The 15336-nt window shown below is 32.3% G+C and carries 11 protein-coding genes and 1 other annotated feature; of the genes, 10 read left to right on the top strand and 1 reads right to left on the bottom strand.

What is annotated here, in order from left to right; all coding sequences use genetic code 11:
- The first annotated feature begins 29 nt into the window (after positions 1 to 29).
- The 7 genes from HNR33_RS19015 (at position 30) to HNR33_RS18985 (ending at position 8775) form a co-directional block, all read left to right on the top strand.
- Entirely contained in the window at positions 30 to 1178 is a 1149-nt protein-coding gene (locus HNR33_RS19015) for a DHHW family protein (RefSeq protein WP_429086585.1), read from the top strand.
- A 291-nt stretch (positions 1179 to 1469) separates the two neighbouring features.
- A complete protein-coding gene (locus HNR33_RS19010) occupies positions 1470 to 2837 on the top strand; it encodes an L-cystine transporter (protein ID WP_429086582.1) in 1368 nt (455 codons plus the stop codon).
- A gap of 193 nt (positions 2838 to 3030) precedes the next feature.
- Positions 3031 to 4425 (top strand): DUF3298 and DUF4163 domain-containing protein, encoded by a 1395-nt coding sequence (locus tag HNR33_RS19005; protein ID WP_429086579.1) that lies wholly within the window; start codon positions 3031 to 3033, stop codon positions 4423 to 4425.
- Positions 4426 to 4487: 62 nt separating this feature from the next.
- On the top strand, positions 4488 to 5879 hold the full coding sequence (locus HNR33_RS19000) for a HAMP domain-containing sensor histidine kinase (RefSeq protein ID WP_429086576.1): 1392 nt from the start codon (positions 4488 to 4490) through the stop codon (positions 5877 to 5879).
- Positions 5880 to 7412, top strand: coding sequence for a hypothetical protein (locus HNR33_RS18995; protein WP_429086573.1), 1533 nt, complete (start codon positions 5880 to 5882; stop codon positions 7410 to 7412). It abuts the gene before it with no gap.
- Positions 7413 to 7435: 23 nt separating this feature from the next.
- Entirely contained in the window at positions 7436 to 7825 is a 390-nt protein-coding gene (gene mutT / locus HNR33_RS18990; protein ID WP_429086570.1) for an 8-oxo-dGTP diphosphatase MutT, read from the top strand.
- Between the two features lie 86 nt (positions 7826 to 7911).
- Positions 7912 to 8775 (top strand): DUF4438 domain-containing protein, encoded by an 864-nt coding sequence (locus tag HNR33_RS18985; RefSeq protein WP_429086567.1) that lies wholly within the window; start codon positions 7912 to 7914, stop codon positions 8773 to 8775.
- 54 nt (positions 8776 to 8829) lie between these two features.
- Here HNR33_RS18985 and aspS read toward each other — a convergent pair whose 3' ends face one another.
- On the bottom strand, positions 8830 to 10119 hold the full coding sequence (gene aspS / locus HNR33_RS18980) for an aspartate--tRNA(Asn) ligase (RefSeq protein WP_429086564.1): 1290 nt from the start codon (positions 10117 to 10119) through the stop codon (positions 8830 to 8832).
- 186 nt (positions 10120 to 10305) lie between these two features.
- Positions 10306 to 10528: a binding site (T-box leader), on the bottom strand.
- Between the two features lie 257 nt (positions 10529 to 10785).
- Between aspS and HNR33_RS18975 the strand changes: the two genes are divergently transcribed.
- The 3 genes from HNR33_RS18975 (at position 10786) to argH (ending at position 15322) form a co-directional block, all read left to right on the top strand.
- The gene (locus HNR33_RS18975) at positions 10786 to 12036 is read left to right on the top strand and encodes an MDR family MFS transporter (RefSeq protein ID WP_429086561.1); all 1251 of its coding nucleotides are present in this window, start codon (positions 10786 to 10788) and stop codon (positions 12034 to 12036) included.
- A 398-nt stretch (positions 12037 to 12434) separates the two neighbouring features.
- Complete coding sequence (locus HNR33_RS18970; protein WP_429086558.1) at positions 12435 to 13976, top strand: Na+/H+ antiporter NhaC family protein; 1542 nt, start codon at positions 12435 to 12437, stop codon at positions 13974 to 13976.
- A 29-nt stretch (positions 13977 to 14005) separates the two neighbouring features.
- A complete protein-coding gene (gene argH / locus HNR33_RS18965; protein ID WP_429086555.1) occupies positions 14006 to 15322 on the top strand; it encodes an argininosuccinate lyase in 1317 nt (438 codons plus the stop codon).
- Positions 15323 to 15336 lie beyond the last annotated feature (14 nt).

Here is a 15336-nt window from a genome sequence, read left to right as displayed (position 1 = left end):
ACTTTTTCGAAGCAGAAAGAGGTGATATTTTGAATAGAAAGAATAAAATATATAAATATATATTAGGAGTACTACTATTTTTATATATAGGAGTAATAGTATTTTTCAATACAATAACTCCTGATGTAGTTTTCTCAGAATCAGAGAATAGAAGGCTTGAACAGAAACCGGATTTTTCAATAGAAGCACTTTTGCAAGGAAAATTTACTACAAATTATGAAAAGTATATAGCTGACCAGTTTGCATTTAGAGATTTTTGGATAGGAGTAAAATCAAGCTGTGAAAGGATTTTAGGCAAGAGAGAAAATAACGATGTATACTTAGGCGACGATGGTTACTTAATCCAAAAATTTAGTAAGCCTGATGACGAAGGTTTTGACAAGAAAATAGCTGCAATTAACTCATTTGCTAATACGACCTCCAATGTAAATAAGTATTTAATGCTAGTGCCTAATTCCATAAAAGTTTTAGAGGACAAGCTCCCTAACAATGCACCTACTGATGATGAACTTATTTATATAGATAGAGTAAAGAAATCTTTAAATGATAATATAAAGTTTGTAGACATATATGATACTTTATACTCAAAAAAAGATGAGTATATATTCTATAAGACCGATCATCATTGGACTACTAAAGGAGCATATTATGCTTATCAAAAACTTAGCAAAGACATGCAGTATACTCCGCATGAAAAAAGCTATTTTGATATAAATGAAATTACAGACAGTTTCTATGGTTCATTGTACTCAAAAAGTGGCTTTAGAAATATACAGCCTGATAGTATAGAGTTATATATACCTAAATCAGATGAAAATTATGTGCTAGAATATTATGACGAAAATAGGGTATCTGAATCCATTTATGATATGGAAAGCTTAAATAAGAAAGATAAGTACACTGTATTTTTTGGAGGTAATCACTCGCTAATAAAGATAAGCACAAATATTGATGGTGATAAAAAGCTATTACTTGTCAAAGATTCTTATGCTAATAGCATGATACCTTTTTTAGTTGCACACTTCAGTGAAATTTATATAGTAGATCTTAGGTATTATGATGACAGCTTAAATCAGCTAATAGAAAATAATGACATAGATAATGTATTGATTTTATATAATGTAATTTCTTTTTTTGAGGATCCTTCTGTTGTCGATATTACTCAAGAAGAAAAATAAATTCATATAAAATAGAAATAACAAACCCGTATTTTCCATGTGAATACGGGTTTGTTATTTTTATTTTATATTTTAATACTTGCCATAAATAGTAGCTTATTAAAAGTAAGGAGTACATGGAAAGTGTATATGTGGTAATTATATCCTATTGACATAATAAAACGATTCATATATCATACTTTTATAAAATACTAGAAAACCTATGGGAATAGTATGAATTAAAAATGAAGTATAAATTTGACATATTTTAAATAGGGTATATAACAAATAAAAATTGAATGGAGGGTTAATATGAGTACGACATTAGCAGTTATTATAAATGTTGCTGTAATGCTGGGAATAGTTTATATATTATTTTTAATGCAGAAAAAACATTATTCCTTTACAGCAAGAGTGCTACTTGCATTAGGCCTTGGGATATTGTATGGAGCAGTACTTCAAATCATATATGGAACTACATCTCAAATAGTACAACAATCAAATAGTTGGTTTGCAATCATAGGAACAGGATATGTAAGGTTATTGAAAATGATAGTAATTCCACTAATATTTGTTTCAATTACTAGTGCGATAATAAGCCAAAAATCCAAGAATCTTGGTAAAATGGCTGGTACTATTATAGCTATTCTAGTAATCACAGCGGCAATGTCAGCTTTTATAGGAGCTGGTACAGCAAGCATATTTGACTTAAGTGCAGATGGCCTTCAATTAGGAGAAAATGAGCTTAAAGCAAGTGAAAAAATAGAAGAAAGACTAACTGAGTTTCAAGCCAAACCGATACGAGAACAGATAATAGAAATAATACCAATAAATCCTTTCTATTCAATGACTGGCCAAGGAGGCTCAGCTACATTATCTGTAGTAGTTTTCGCGGCTTTTATAGGAATAGCTACAATAGGTATAAGAAAAAAGAAACCAGAATCAGCTGAGTTTTTTACAAACCTTATAACTTCTTTGCACGATGTAGTAATGCGTTTAGTTACGATAATATTAAGATTAACACCATTTGGAGTTTTAGCGCTTATGACTAGGATGGTATCTACAAGTAATTTTAATGAAATAGTAAGATTACTCAAATTTGTCGTAGCTTCATATGTAGCTATAATAATTATGTTTGTAGTCCATCTTATAATTCTAGCCATATTTAGATTGAATCCAATAGCTTATCTAAGAAAGGCGGCACCAGTATTAACTTTTGCATTTACATCTAGGACCAGTGCAGGAGCTATACCTCTTAACGTTGAAACTCAAATAGATAAAATGGGAGTTTCTGAGGGGCATGCAAATTTATCAGCTTCATTGGGAACAAGTATAGGTCAAAATGGATGTGCAGGTATTTACCCAGCAATGCTTGCGGTAATGATTGCTCCAACTTTAGGACTAAACCCTCTTGCACCAGCATTTTTAATAAAACTTATAATAGTTACAGCACTAGGGTCCTTTGGTATAGCAGGAGTAGGTGGGGGCGCAACATTTGCTGCCTTAACTGTTCTTTCGGCTATGGGATTACCAGTTGGGCTTGTAGGATTATTAATAGCAATAGAACCACTTATAGATATGGGTAGAACGGCACTGAATGTAAGTGGTTCGATGGTAGCTGGTTTAGTTTCAAGTAAGATGATGAGTGAAATAGATATGAAAGTATATAATGATAATTAATAATAAATGATTGATAATATAAATGAAAGAAATAAGAGACAAAATATTTTGTCTCTTATTTTTTGTTCTTACTAATGATGCGTAATTATTTAAATCAATATTTTCCAAACCGTAACTCTTTTGTAACGCATTAACTGTAATAACGGGGTAAGATTAATATTATAAGACACTTACAATACGAGGAGGAATATAAATGAAAAAGAAAATATGTCGTCAAGTAATAGGATTAGCGTTAATAGGTTCAATGGCTGTAACAGTAACAGCATGTCATTCATCAGCAAGGGCTGAAGTTTTTCAAGAAGTAAAAAAAGATATACGAGTTAATGAAGAAGTATTACATATATCAGAAAATTATATAGAAGGTAAAGCGAAGATTCCTGTAGTTTCAAATATTTCTAATATAAAAATACAAGATAAAATAAACACTATCTTAAAAAATGATGTTGTATCATTTGTAGAAGAGCAAAAGAGCTCAAGTATGAATTACAAAGAAGATGAAAGCTTTACAAAGCTCTCTATAGATGCTGACTATGAAGTTACATACAAAAGTGATAATCTTATAAGTATACTGATTTCAAAGAAAACGCAGGATCAAAAGGATTATAATTTTAGCACTAAAACTGCATATAACTTTGATTTAAATACTGGGAAAAAAGTTACTTTAGATAAGGTAATAAATGGGGAAGAGGATTATAAGCAGGTTATTAAAAAATATATCCAAGAAAAGTATACAGAAAAAAATGATATTAGAACGTCTGAAGTCAATGAGGAGCAGTTCTATTTAAGGGATAAAAATATAGTTGTTTTCTTACGTGAATTTGCATTTAATGAAGAAATTAAAGGCAAGGATGAGTATGAAATACCATTTGAAGTATTTAAAGAAGGGGTTAATACGAAACCAGTATTACAGCCTGATTCAGTTGATATAAATACAAAGAAAATAAAAGAGTCTAATGAATATTTTGAAGCTAATATTGAAATACCTGTTATTTCCGGGTTACAAGATGGAAAAATTCAGGATATAATTAATAAGAGATTTGAAAAGGAAGCTTTAGAATTTAAAGATAAAATGAGCGGCTATGCGAAAATTTCAAATGAAGAAGCGCAAAAAATTGGATATAATTCTCCAAAATATTTTGCTAATGTAAGCTTTGAAGAAAAGCGAAATCAAGGTGATATTTTAAGTCTATATGTAGTTTACTATCAGTATACAGGAGGAGCCCATGGCTCACATGATGATATTGCTTATAATATAGATTTGAAGACAGGAGAACTAATCGAGTTTAAAGATATATTTAAAAAAGATGCAAAGTATAAAGATGTGATTGATGCTAAAATAAATGAACAGATTGAAGCTATAAACAAAGAAGAGAAAGAAATACTTGTCAAAACAGGCAAAAGTGAAGAAGACTTTTTCTCGCGTTATCAAGGCTTTACTGGCATCAGCGATGAACAATCATTCTATTTAACTGATGATAAGCTGGGAATATATTTTGGACTTTATGAGATTGCAAGCTATGCAGCAGGTATTCCAACTTTTGAAATACCACTATCAGAGTTAGAAGATATCATAGCTCCTATTAAATAATATTAAGAATATCTCTTAACCTGGGTGTGCAGTCTGCTAGAGTCCTTGAGGGGAGAGCTAGAGTGAAAAGTATAAAAGAGAGACTAGTAATTAATTTTATGTTTATAATAATTATTACTGTAGTGGCTTTAGAGATTTTTTTAATCAGTACTGTAAGACGTAACTACTATAAGAACTTAGAAGATAACTTGTATAATCAAATTAAGATATCTTCAGACCTTTATTATCAGTACTTTTCTGATGATACACTACACGAAAATGTATTAAATAATGTTGATACCTTTTGGAAGCAGACTGAAGCTCAGGTTGAAATAATTGATTTATCTGGAAAAGTAATAATGGATTCTATAGGTGTTATACCTTCTGATATCTCTGAGATGGAGGATGTAGCCAAAGCTTTACAGGGCCAGAAGGGAAGATGGATTGGAAAGGTAGATTATGATACTGAAAGAGTCATGGCGGTCTCATATCCTTTGAGATCAGGAGATGAAATCGTTGGAGCATTAAGATTTATATCTTCATTAAGAGAAGTAAATAATAATATCAATAAAATAGCGTCAGTTTTCATATCTTTTGGAATAATTGTAGTTTTAATCTCAGGACTGGTAAGTATAATATTAGCAAATTCAATCATTGGTCCTTTGAGAGAAGTAACTACTGTTGCGGAGAAAATGGCTTTGGGAAACTTTAAAGTTAAGAGTCGTAAGAAGTATGATGATGAAATAGGTAAGCTTTCTGATACGTTGAATTTTATGGCATCGGAGATTATAAAAAAGGATCAGCTAAAGACAGATTTCATATCATCAGTTTCTCATGAATTAAGAACACCTTTAACTTCTATTAAGGGATGGGCAGCAACTTTGAAACAGGGGCATGATACTAAGGAAATGCTGCTAGATGGACTTGAAATCATTGAAAAAGAAAGTGATAGACTTACTCATATGGTTGAGGAGCTTTTAGATTTTTCTAAGTTTGTATCAGGTAAAATTACTCTTGAAAAGGATATTGTTGATATGGGTCGCATTATTGAGCATATCAAAAAACAGCTTACACCAAGGGCCACTAGAGATGAAATTGAGTTTCATGTTTTCTATGATAATGACTTACCAAAGACTTATTCAGATGGAAACAGATTAAAGCAAATATTTATAAACATATTAGATAATGCTTTCAAATTTACGCCATCAGGTGGAAAAGTTATATTTAATGCTGGATTTGAGAGTAACGAATTTGTTTTTAACATAAGTGATACGGGCTGTGGGATATCTTCTGAAGAGCTTCCTAAAGTTAAAGAAAAATTCTATAAAGGTAAGTCAAGCAAATCAAAAAATGGCATTGGATTGTCTATATGTGATGAAATAATAAGTCTTATGGATGGAAGCTTTGAAATTAAAAGTGAGGTCAATAATGGAACTGAAGTTGTCATTACATTGCCTTTACAGGAGCGTGGTTAAGTGAAGAGAATTAAAGTTTTTATTTTGCTAATTTTGGCTACTCTACTAATAAATGGCTGTGCTGTTACGCCCTCGGATTCTACTCGAAAAATCGCACCTCCTAAGAACAAGCAGCTTCCGATTATTGGAACTTGGAATATTGTTGAAATAATCGGTGGAGGCTCTAACACTGAGGAGAGCCAAGTAAATGAATGGTTAGGGAAAGAACTTAGATTTTCTGATGAATATATTGTGTTGGGAGATTATTTCTTAAAGGATCCACAATATCAGATTAAGCGTGTAAATGGGCAAGAATATTTTTTATACAATCATAAATCTTTTTTAGAAGAATTTAAATTGTCTGATGAACAAATAGAAGTTATAACAGTTATTGATAAAGATAAATTTTTTTGTGAGATTATTAGAATAAATGATGAACAGCTCGTTTTAAGTATTAATAAATTTAATTTCTATTTAAAAAAGGTTTCAGATGAAGTAGGCTATAGTCCTAATCTAGAAGATGAGCAAAAAAAAGCTGAAAACTATAATTTTCAAGGGTACAAGGAAGATGACCTTATACGTTCTGGTGTTCTAATAGGCCTTCGTACCAATGCGGATAAAGAGAATAGTAAGAATTTAGATCAGCTACATGAATATAGCTACAGAACCTTATGGATTTCATCAAAAAACAAAAATGTAAATCCTACTGTAGAAATTGAGGGGATAACATTCCCAAGAAGAAGTGGTTTTTGGGAAATAGAATTTGATAGAAAAACTGAAAATGGAAGAACCGAAGACTTATTAAATGCATATAAAATCTTGGCTGATGAGATTAATGAGATACCTAACATGTCCATTGATCGTTCTCAATGGAAGGAGAAAATAGGCAGAATATATAAGCGAATTGATTATATAGGAAACGACTATGTTTCCATTGAGATTATTGGGGAAGGTGGATATGAAGATAGTGATAAAAAGTGGTATGAAAGCAAGCTTCAAGTTTTACCTATCGATAGTCTTGCAAGCAAGAAGAATGTTAGAATGATAGACTTATTAGGAGAAGACGGGATTGACTCAATGAAGCTTGGGATACAGAAAGCAATAAGCTCGCATAACATTGATAGAAAAGACATCATTTATAGCGAAGAATTATTGGATAATTTTGGATTGGAAAGAAAGCTAGGACATTGGTTTTTTAAAGGAAGGATAAATCATAAAGAAGACAGCGAAATTGTTTCGACTGATTATAGCATAAATATCATACCTCCATCTAAACTGATATTCTATGATGAGTTATATGTCCCTTGGACATCTATAAAAGACAGGGTTCCAGGAGCTGTTGATGCTTATGTTTCTCCTAATAAAGATATAGCACTTGTTATCACTAAAAATGAAATAATAGTATATGGAGTACAAAATGGGCAGATAGAAAAAACACCATTACAAAAAATAGGTTTGAAAGATAATGAGACTGTGGTAATGGCAGAATGGGCTACAGGACATTATGTTGAAGAATGGAATGATTTTTTATTAGACCTAGGCAACCAAGAATAAAGAAACTCTGTAGAGGTGAAAACATGCTAGATGTAGTTGCAGCTATCTTAATGAATAGTAATAGTGAAATAATGATAGCAAAACGAAAGGCAGATAAAAGCTTAGGTGGATATTGGGAGTTCCCTGGGGGGAAGGTAGAATATGGGGAAACACCAGAAGAAAGCTTGAAAAGAGAGCTTAGAGAAGAAATGTGTATTGATATCAAAGTAAAAGATTACTTCGGAGAAAATATTTACAAATATGATGACAAGACAATAAGACTTATAGCTTATATCTGTGAAATAGTTAAAGGAGATATTATGTTAATTGATCATTCGGAATACAGATGGGTAGATAAGAAGCTGATTAACTACTATAATATTGCTCCTGCTGATATATTTTTTGTTAAGAAGCTGCAAAGTATATTTGAGTAAAGGGTTGCTTATATTAACGATGAATTAATAGTATAATGGTATTAGGTCTTTTAAGAAAACATTAATATAAGTAAGGGGGCAATATTGTGGTAAAAACGAACAAGCAAAGGTTAGTTATGCAATCTGTACAAGGTAAGATCCATAGCCCTATATCTTCTAATCCATTTAGAATAAACAGAGAAGGTATAGCTGAAGTACTACCGGCTACTGGAGGAATTACTTACAATGTTAAAATTGGAGATTCTTGCATGGAATGGGTAGGAGACCATATAGAGCCCGGAGTTAGCATTAAAAATGATAATGTTAATGAAAACAATGCTTTAATGCTTTTATCATGTATAGGAAATGAAGCGAAGGTTGTTTCTGGTGAAGCTAAAGGAGCAAAAGGATATGTAACGGGCATGCATGGCGGGATAGAGCATGTACTTATATATTTCAGTGAAGATGACATGGAAAAAATGGCTATAGGAGATTCTATCCTAATAAAGGCTTATGGTCAGGGTTTGAAAATAGAAGACCATAGTGATATAAAATGCATGAATATTGATCCTAACCTATTCGATAATCTAGGAATAAAAGAAAATGAAGATGGAATAATAGAGGTTCCTGTGGTGACAGAAGTTCCTGCATATCTTATGGGTTCAGGCGTGGGAAGTTTAACTGCGTTTTCAGGGGACTATGATATAATGACAGGTGATGAAGAAGCGAACAAGGAGTTTGGATTAGATAAACTTAGGTTTGGAGATTTAGTACTATTAAGAGATTGTGATAATACAAATGGACGACAGTATTTAAAAGGAGCTGTGTCAATTGGTGTAGTGGTTCATAGTGATTGTATAAAGTCCGGACATGGCCCAGGAATTACTGTTATTATGAGTTCAAAAACTATGAAGATAAAGGGCATTAAGTCTCAAGATGCGAATATAGCATATTATTTGAATGTAAAATAGGCATAGATGGTGCCAGTGTAGTAAATATATATTTACTACACTGGCATTTTAGTTTTAAGGCACTAATCTAAGCTTGTCTCTTGTAAATAATACTGCTTCACGCACATTTTCAAACCCTAATAACATAGCTGTCAATCTTTCTAGACCTATAGCTAACCCCCCATGAGGAGGCATACCATATCTAAATGTAGATAAATAGCCTTCAAAATTTTCTAGATTAAGTCCGTGGTTTATCATGGCATCGCTTAATTGTCCATAGCTATGAATTCTTTGGCCACCAGTTGTAATTTCTAAGCCTCGAAATATAAGGTCAAAGCTGTGAGTTTCACCATTAGAAGCCGGCATAGTATACATTGGTCTTTTAGCTTGTGGATAATGTGTGAGAAATACGAAGTCAGAGTTGTATTCTTCCTTAACATATTTTGAAATTAGTTTTTCGCCTTCAGGGTCTATATCCTTTTCAAGATTTAATTTATTATATTTTTTCTTCAAAATTTCTATTGCTTCTGATAGTTTTAATTTTATTATTTCTCCTTCTATTTTAGGCATATTGACACTGAGGAGGTTAAGTTCATGACAGCAAGTCTCTTGAACGTGTTCTAGCATATATTTAAGTAGTTTTGTTTCGAGTTCCATTATTTCATATTCATCTTCGATGAACCCCATTTCCAAGTCTAAGCTTATGAATTCATTAAGGTGCCTCTTTGTATCATGACTCTCAGCTCTATAAACATGTCCTATTTCAAAGACTCTTTCATAGCCAGCACCAACCATCATCTGTTTATAGAACTGAGGACTTTGAGCAAGATATGCCTCTCTATCAAAGTACTTAATCTTGAATAGCTCCGTACCTCCTTCCGTACCCTCTGATACTATTTTTGGTGTAAAGATTTCAGTAAAGCCTTCTCTTATTAAGAAGCTCGAAAAAGCTTGAGCAAGAGATGCTTGAATTTTAAAAATAGCATTGACTCTTGGGTTTCTAAGGCTGATAACTCTGTTATTTAACATCACATCAAGATTAACCTCTAACTCATCCTTGTTAATCTCAATAGGTAAGTCTTCCTTAACCAATGAAAGGGTGTTTATAGCAGATGACTGTATTTCTATACCATTTTTACAAGATGGATTTTCAACCAACTTTCCTATTACTTCTATTACACTTTCCAGCTTTAACTCCTTAATATCTATTTCTTTTGTATTTACTACACATTGAACTATACCACTTCTATCTCTTACCAAGAGAAAGGCTATTTTACCTAATGCTCTTATTCTGTGTAACCAACCTTTAATCATAATTTCCTGATTTACATGATAAGCAAGCTCATGTACTAATACTCTTTTCACATTAACTACCTCCTTATAATATAAGAATTTTAGTATAAGAAGGGCGCCCAAAAAGAAAAAAACGCCTCTTATTGAAGAGACGATTTACCGCGGTACCACTCTTTTTAACTGAATATAATAGTAATAGAACGATAAATAAAGTGTGCACATGCTTTATTTGTGTGGAATAAAAAAATCCCACTTCTATAAAGAAGTGAGATTGATACCCACGGTGCCATTCTAATTAACCATTATAAATAGTTCTCTCAATTCCTATAACGGGGAAAACCGTATTATCCTAGTTGTCTAAGGGACGTTCAGATAATCTATTCTGGGATGTCTTTCAATGCTACTCTTATCTATCAGGCTTTCACCCCTCCTGACTCGCTGTGAGCTTCCTAACATTTACTTTTCCCTTCACTATATTTGTATATCTTAATTTATTAGCCATTATATGAAATATTCTGAAGATTGTCAATGGTTTTTTGTAAATGTAATATTGTATTTAACAAATATTTTAAATAGCATTTTAATAGTGACATAAAATAGCCAACGGATAATAGACTGATATTTGACAGAAATATATTTTTGTTGATTTATGGAAAAAGATAGAGGGTTAATATGATATAATAGCTTATAAATATATGGCAGATATTATAAGTTTTATACTTATAGCGGGGGTGGAATATGAGTAGGGTAAAAGCATACATTAGTCCTTATAAGGGCTTGCCTATGAGCATCTATGTATTATTTTTTGCATCAATAGTTAATAACATGGGGAATTTTGTTGCACCATTTTTGACAATGTTCTTAACGAATAAGATTGGGATAAATATTGGAGTAGTTGGAAGTATAGTCGCAGTGAATGCAGCATTAGGAATGATAGGGGCCATGATCGGAGGTAAGCTTACAGACAAAATAGGAAGGAAAAAGATACTTGTAATATTTAGAACTACTGCTGGTATAGGGTATGCACTATGTGCGTTTATTAATGATCCAATTACTATTACAGCTATATTAATGATTTCAAGCTTTGCTTTTGGTTTTTCACAGCCTATATTTAGTACTATTATTACGGATTTAACTGAAGGAGAGCAAAGAAAATCAGCATTTTCATTAGAGTACATGGCAATAAATATAGGATATTCTGTAGGCCCTTTACTAGCAGGTTTTTTATATAAAAACTACTTAATGTGGTTTTTTCTTGGAGATGCTATAACCACTTTCATATCAGTAGTACTTGTAGCAATGTTCGTACCTGAAACTATGCCAGATAAACAAAAAATACATGAAACACAAACTAAAACTTTTGAGAGTTCAGAAGAGGGCAGCTTATTGACAGCACTTATTAAGAGACCTACATTATTAATGTTTTCATTTATCATAGTTATATATTTTATTGTATTTTCACAATTTAATTTTGGTTTATCCTTGCAAATCGTCGATGTTTTTGGGGACAATGGATCGGCAATATTCGGGAGTCTTATGACAGTAAATGCTGTGATGTGTAGTATATTTACAGTAATTGTTACATCATTAACTAAAAATGTGAAGTCATCTTTCAGTATATCTATTGGAGGACTATTGTATGCGGTTGGATTCGGAATGATATTTTTTATAAATACATACTATATGTTTATAATTTCAACAATTATATGGACTATAGGAGAAATAATTGTTGCAACAAATACAAGCGTATATATTGCGAATCATACACCTATTACACATAGAGGCAGATTCAACTCAATATTTCCTATTATACGAAAATTAGGATTTATTATTGGACCGATGTTTGCAGGTATTTATGTAAAGCATACCGGAATTAGATATCTATGGATTCTAGTAGGAATATTGTCACTGTTCGGTTCTTTACTCATGTACAGACTATATATATTAGATAATAAAAAAAGTGATTATATGCAGACGAAAGAAGTGTAAAGAAACAAGTTTCTTTTATCATAATGCTATTTTGTAAAAAAGCAAAATTATAGAATGTACTCCATTTATTGATATGGATATTGATAAAAAAGCTTCCTATTGTAGACGCTAAATAACTACATTAGGGGGCTTTTATACGTTGAAAAAAAGAATGCAAAATAATGTGCATGTTGTATAATTATTCAATATGGCGATGTAAAAAACAACTGAATGTAAGGAGTCTCTTCGAAAACAACGTGCAACACATAGATAAGAAAAAGACTGACCTTTAGAAAATAATTATTATTGCATAAATAAAATTATTAATGTATAATAACATAATAATTAATTTTATGATCTTTATGGCATAGAATTGAAGCATAAATACTAATCAGACATTAAAGAAAGGTGGTATTGATATGGAGCATATGGGTTTTTTATCACTAATTCCTCCAATATTAGCGATTGTTTTTGCTATTATAACTAAAAATGTTATTATCTCTTTATTTTTAGGAAGCTTTGTAGGAATTTTAATATTATCAAATGGAATGTTAATAACTGCTACTAAAACAATGATAGGAGAGTATCTTTTTACTCAGCTTACAGACAGCTATAATGCAGGAGTACTTGTGCTATTAGTATTTATTGGTGGGTTTGTGGCTTTGATGGAGAAATCAGGAGGAGCTGCTGCGTTTGCTGAAAAGACAGCTAAGTTCATAAATACTAGAGTAAAAACACAGCTTGCAGCGTGGTTTGGAGGAATAATTGTGTTCTTCTCTGATCTTGGAACTCCACTTATAGTTGGTCCAATCTTTGAACCAATTTTTGATAAAGCTAAGGTTTCAAGGGAGAAGCTGGCTTGGATCATTGATTCTACGGCTTCACCGGTTGCAGTACTAGTACCATTTATCGGATGGGGAGTTTATGCAATGGGACTTATACAAAAAGAATTTGAAAGTCTTAGTATCAATACATCAGATTGGGACGCATTTATACATGCTATACCTTTTCAGTTTTATCCTATACTAGTTATATTGATGGTGCCATTAATAGCTTTTACTAAACTAGAATTTAGTGCTATGTCAAAGGCTGAAAAAAGAGTTCAGGAAACAGGAGAGTTGTTTTGGTCAGACTCTAAGCCCATGAGAAAGCCTGAAAGAATGAAAGAGGTTCAGGGGATAAAGAGTAGACCAATATTAGTGTGGCTTCCAATATTGGTGTTATTAGTTACTTTATTTGGGATACTAGTACCGCTAGGGTTCCCGTTTAAAAAAGTAGGAGGAAATGATTTCAGAGTTGCACTAAGTACTGGATATCTATTTTCAGGGTTACTTCTTATTTTAATGATGTCTTACTATAAGGTGAAAAAGCTTCAAGAGGCATTTGAAATCTATATATCTGGTATGCAGAAAATGATGTACGTAGCTCTTACATTAGTTTTAGCGTGGTCTTTAGGGTCTGTAGTAAAGAATATGGGAACAGCAAACTATATTATTGAGATAATGAATGGCACAGTACCAGTATTCTTTGTTCCAGTACTAATATTTATAATAGGAGCATGTATGTCTTTTGCAACTGGAAGTTCATGGGGAACATTCGCAATTATGATGCCTTTAGCAATACCCATGGCACACCATCTAGGGGCTCCCTTATATGCTTGTATAGGTGCAGTGCTTTCTGGAGGACTTTTTGGAGATCATTGTTCTCCTATATCAGATACAACGATACTTGCTTCTACTGGAGCAGGGTGTGATCATATAGATCATGTTAAAACACAGCTCCCATACGCACTAGTGAATGCTAGTGCAGCACTTATATCATATATAGTTGCAGGAATAACAGGAAGTGCTGTGTCCTTAGTGGGTGCAATTGTACTTATGTTTGCGATAGTTTTAATTTTATCTAAATTACAAAATAACAGAGCGAATGAATTAGAGATAAATGAAAATATTAAGGCATAATAAATTATTAGAAACGGAAGGTGTATGAGATGAAACTTTGGGGTGGACGCTTTAGAAAAGAAGAAAATGAGTTAATGGAGGACTTTAACAGCTCGCTTCATTTTGATAAAAGACTTTACAAAGAGGATATAAAAGGTAGCTTAGCTCATGTTAAGATGCTTGTTAAATGCAACTTACTTACATGGGAAGAAGGAGACAAAATTACAGATGGTCTTTTATCTATTCTCGAGGATATTGAAAATGAGAAACTGATAATGGATGAGTCGCATGAAGATATCCATAGCTTTGTTGAATACCATCTTACAAAACGTATTGGTGAAGCTGGAAAGAAGCTTCATACAGCTAGGAGCAGAAATGACCAGGTCGCAGTTGATTTGAGACTTTATGCCAAAGATAAAGCTAAAGAAGTATTTGAGAGCATAATAGAGCTACAGAAAAACTTAAAGTATACAGCTGATGAGAATCCTGTTATTATGCCAGGATATACTCATTTGCAGAGAGCTCAGGTAGTAACTTTCAAGCATCATTTGATGGCTTACTTTAATATGCTTCAAAGAGACAGTAAAAGAATCAATAATGCTATAGATGTTATGAATGAAAGTCCGTTAGGTTGTGGCGCTTTAGCAGGAACAACACACTATATAGACCGAGAGTATACAGCTAAAGAACTTGGATTTAGTAAGCCTATTGATAACTTTTTAGATGGAGTTAGTGATAGAGATTATCTATTAGAGCTTATGTCAGCTTTTTCAATTCTAATGATGCATTTGAGCAGATTAAGCGAAGAATTAATATTATGGAGTAGCCAGGAGTTTAAATTTATTGAAATAGATGATTCCTATTCAACTGGAAGTAGTATTATGCCTCAGAAGAAAAATCCTGATGCCGCTGAGCTTATTAGGGGAAAGACAGGGCGTGTATATGGAGATCTTATGTCTTTACTAACAACGATGAAAGGCCTTCCGTTAGCTTATAACAAGGATATGCAGGAGGATAAAGAAGCATTTTTTGATTCGATTGATACTGTATTGTCATGTATAAAAATAATGTCTGGTATGATTAAAACTCTTAAGGTAAATCATGATGTAATGAGAAAAGCAGTTAAATATGGTTTTTTAAATGCAACTGAGGTTGCAGACTATCTTGTAAGCAAGGGAACAGCCTTTAGAGATGCACATAGCATTGTCGGGTCTATAGTAATCTATTGTGAGGACAATAAAAAAGCAATTGAGGAACTAAGTTTGGAAGAACTAAGAGCTGTTAATCCAATATTTGGAGAAGATGTATATGCATTTATTGACTATGAAAATATACTAAATAAAGGAATAAAGAAAGATTTAAAATAGAAAAGTATATAAAG

This window comes from Brassicibacter mesophilus (assembly GCF_050433385.1).
GTDB classification, from domain to species: domain Bacteria; phylum Bacillota; class Clostridia; order Tissierellales; family Proteiniboraceae; genus Brassicibacter; species Brassicibacter mesophilus.
This window is presented reverse-complemented; position numbering and strand designations above follow the sequence as displayed.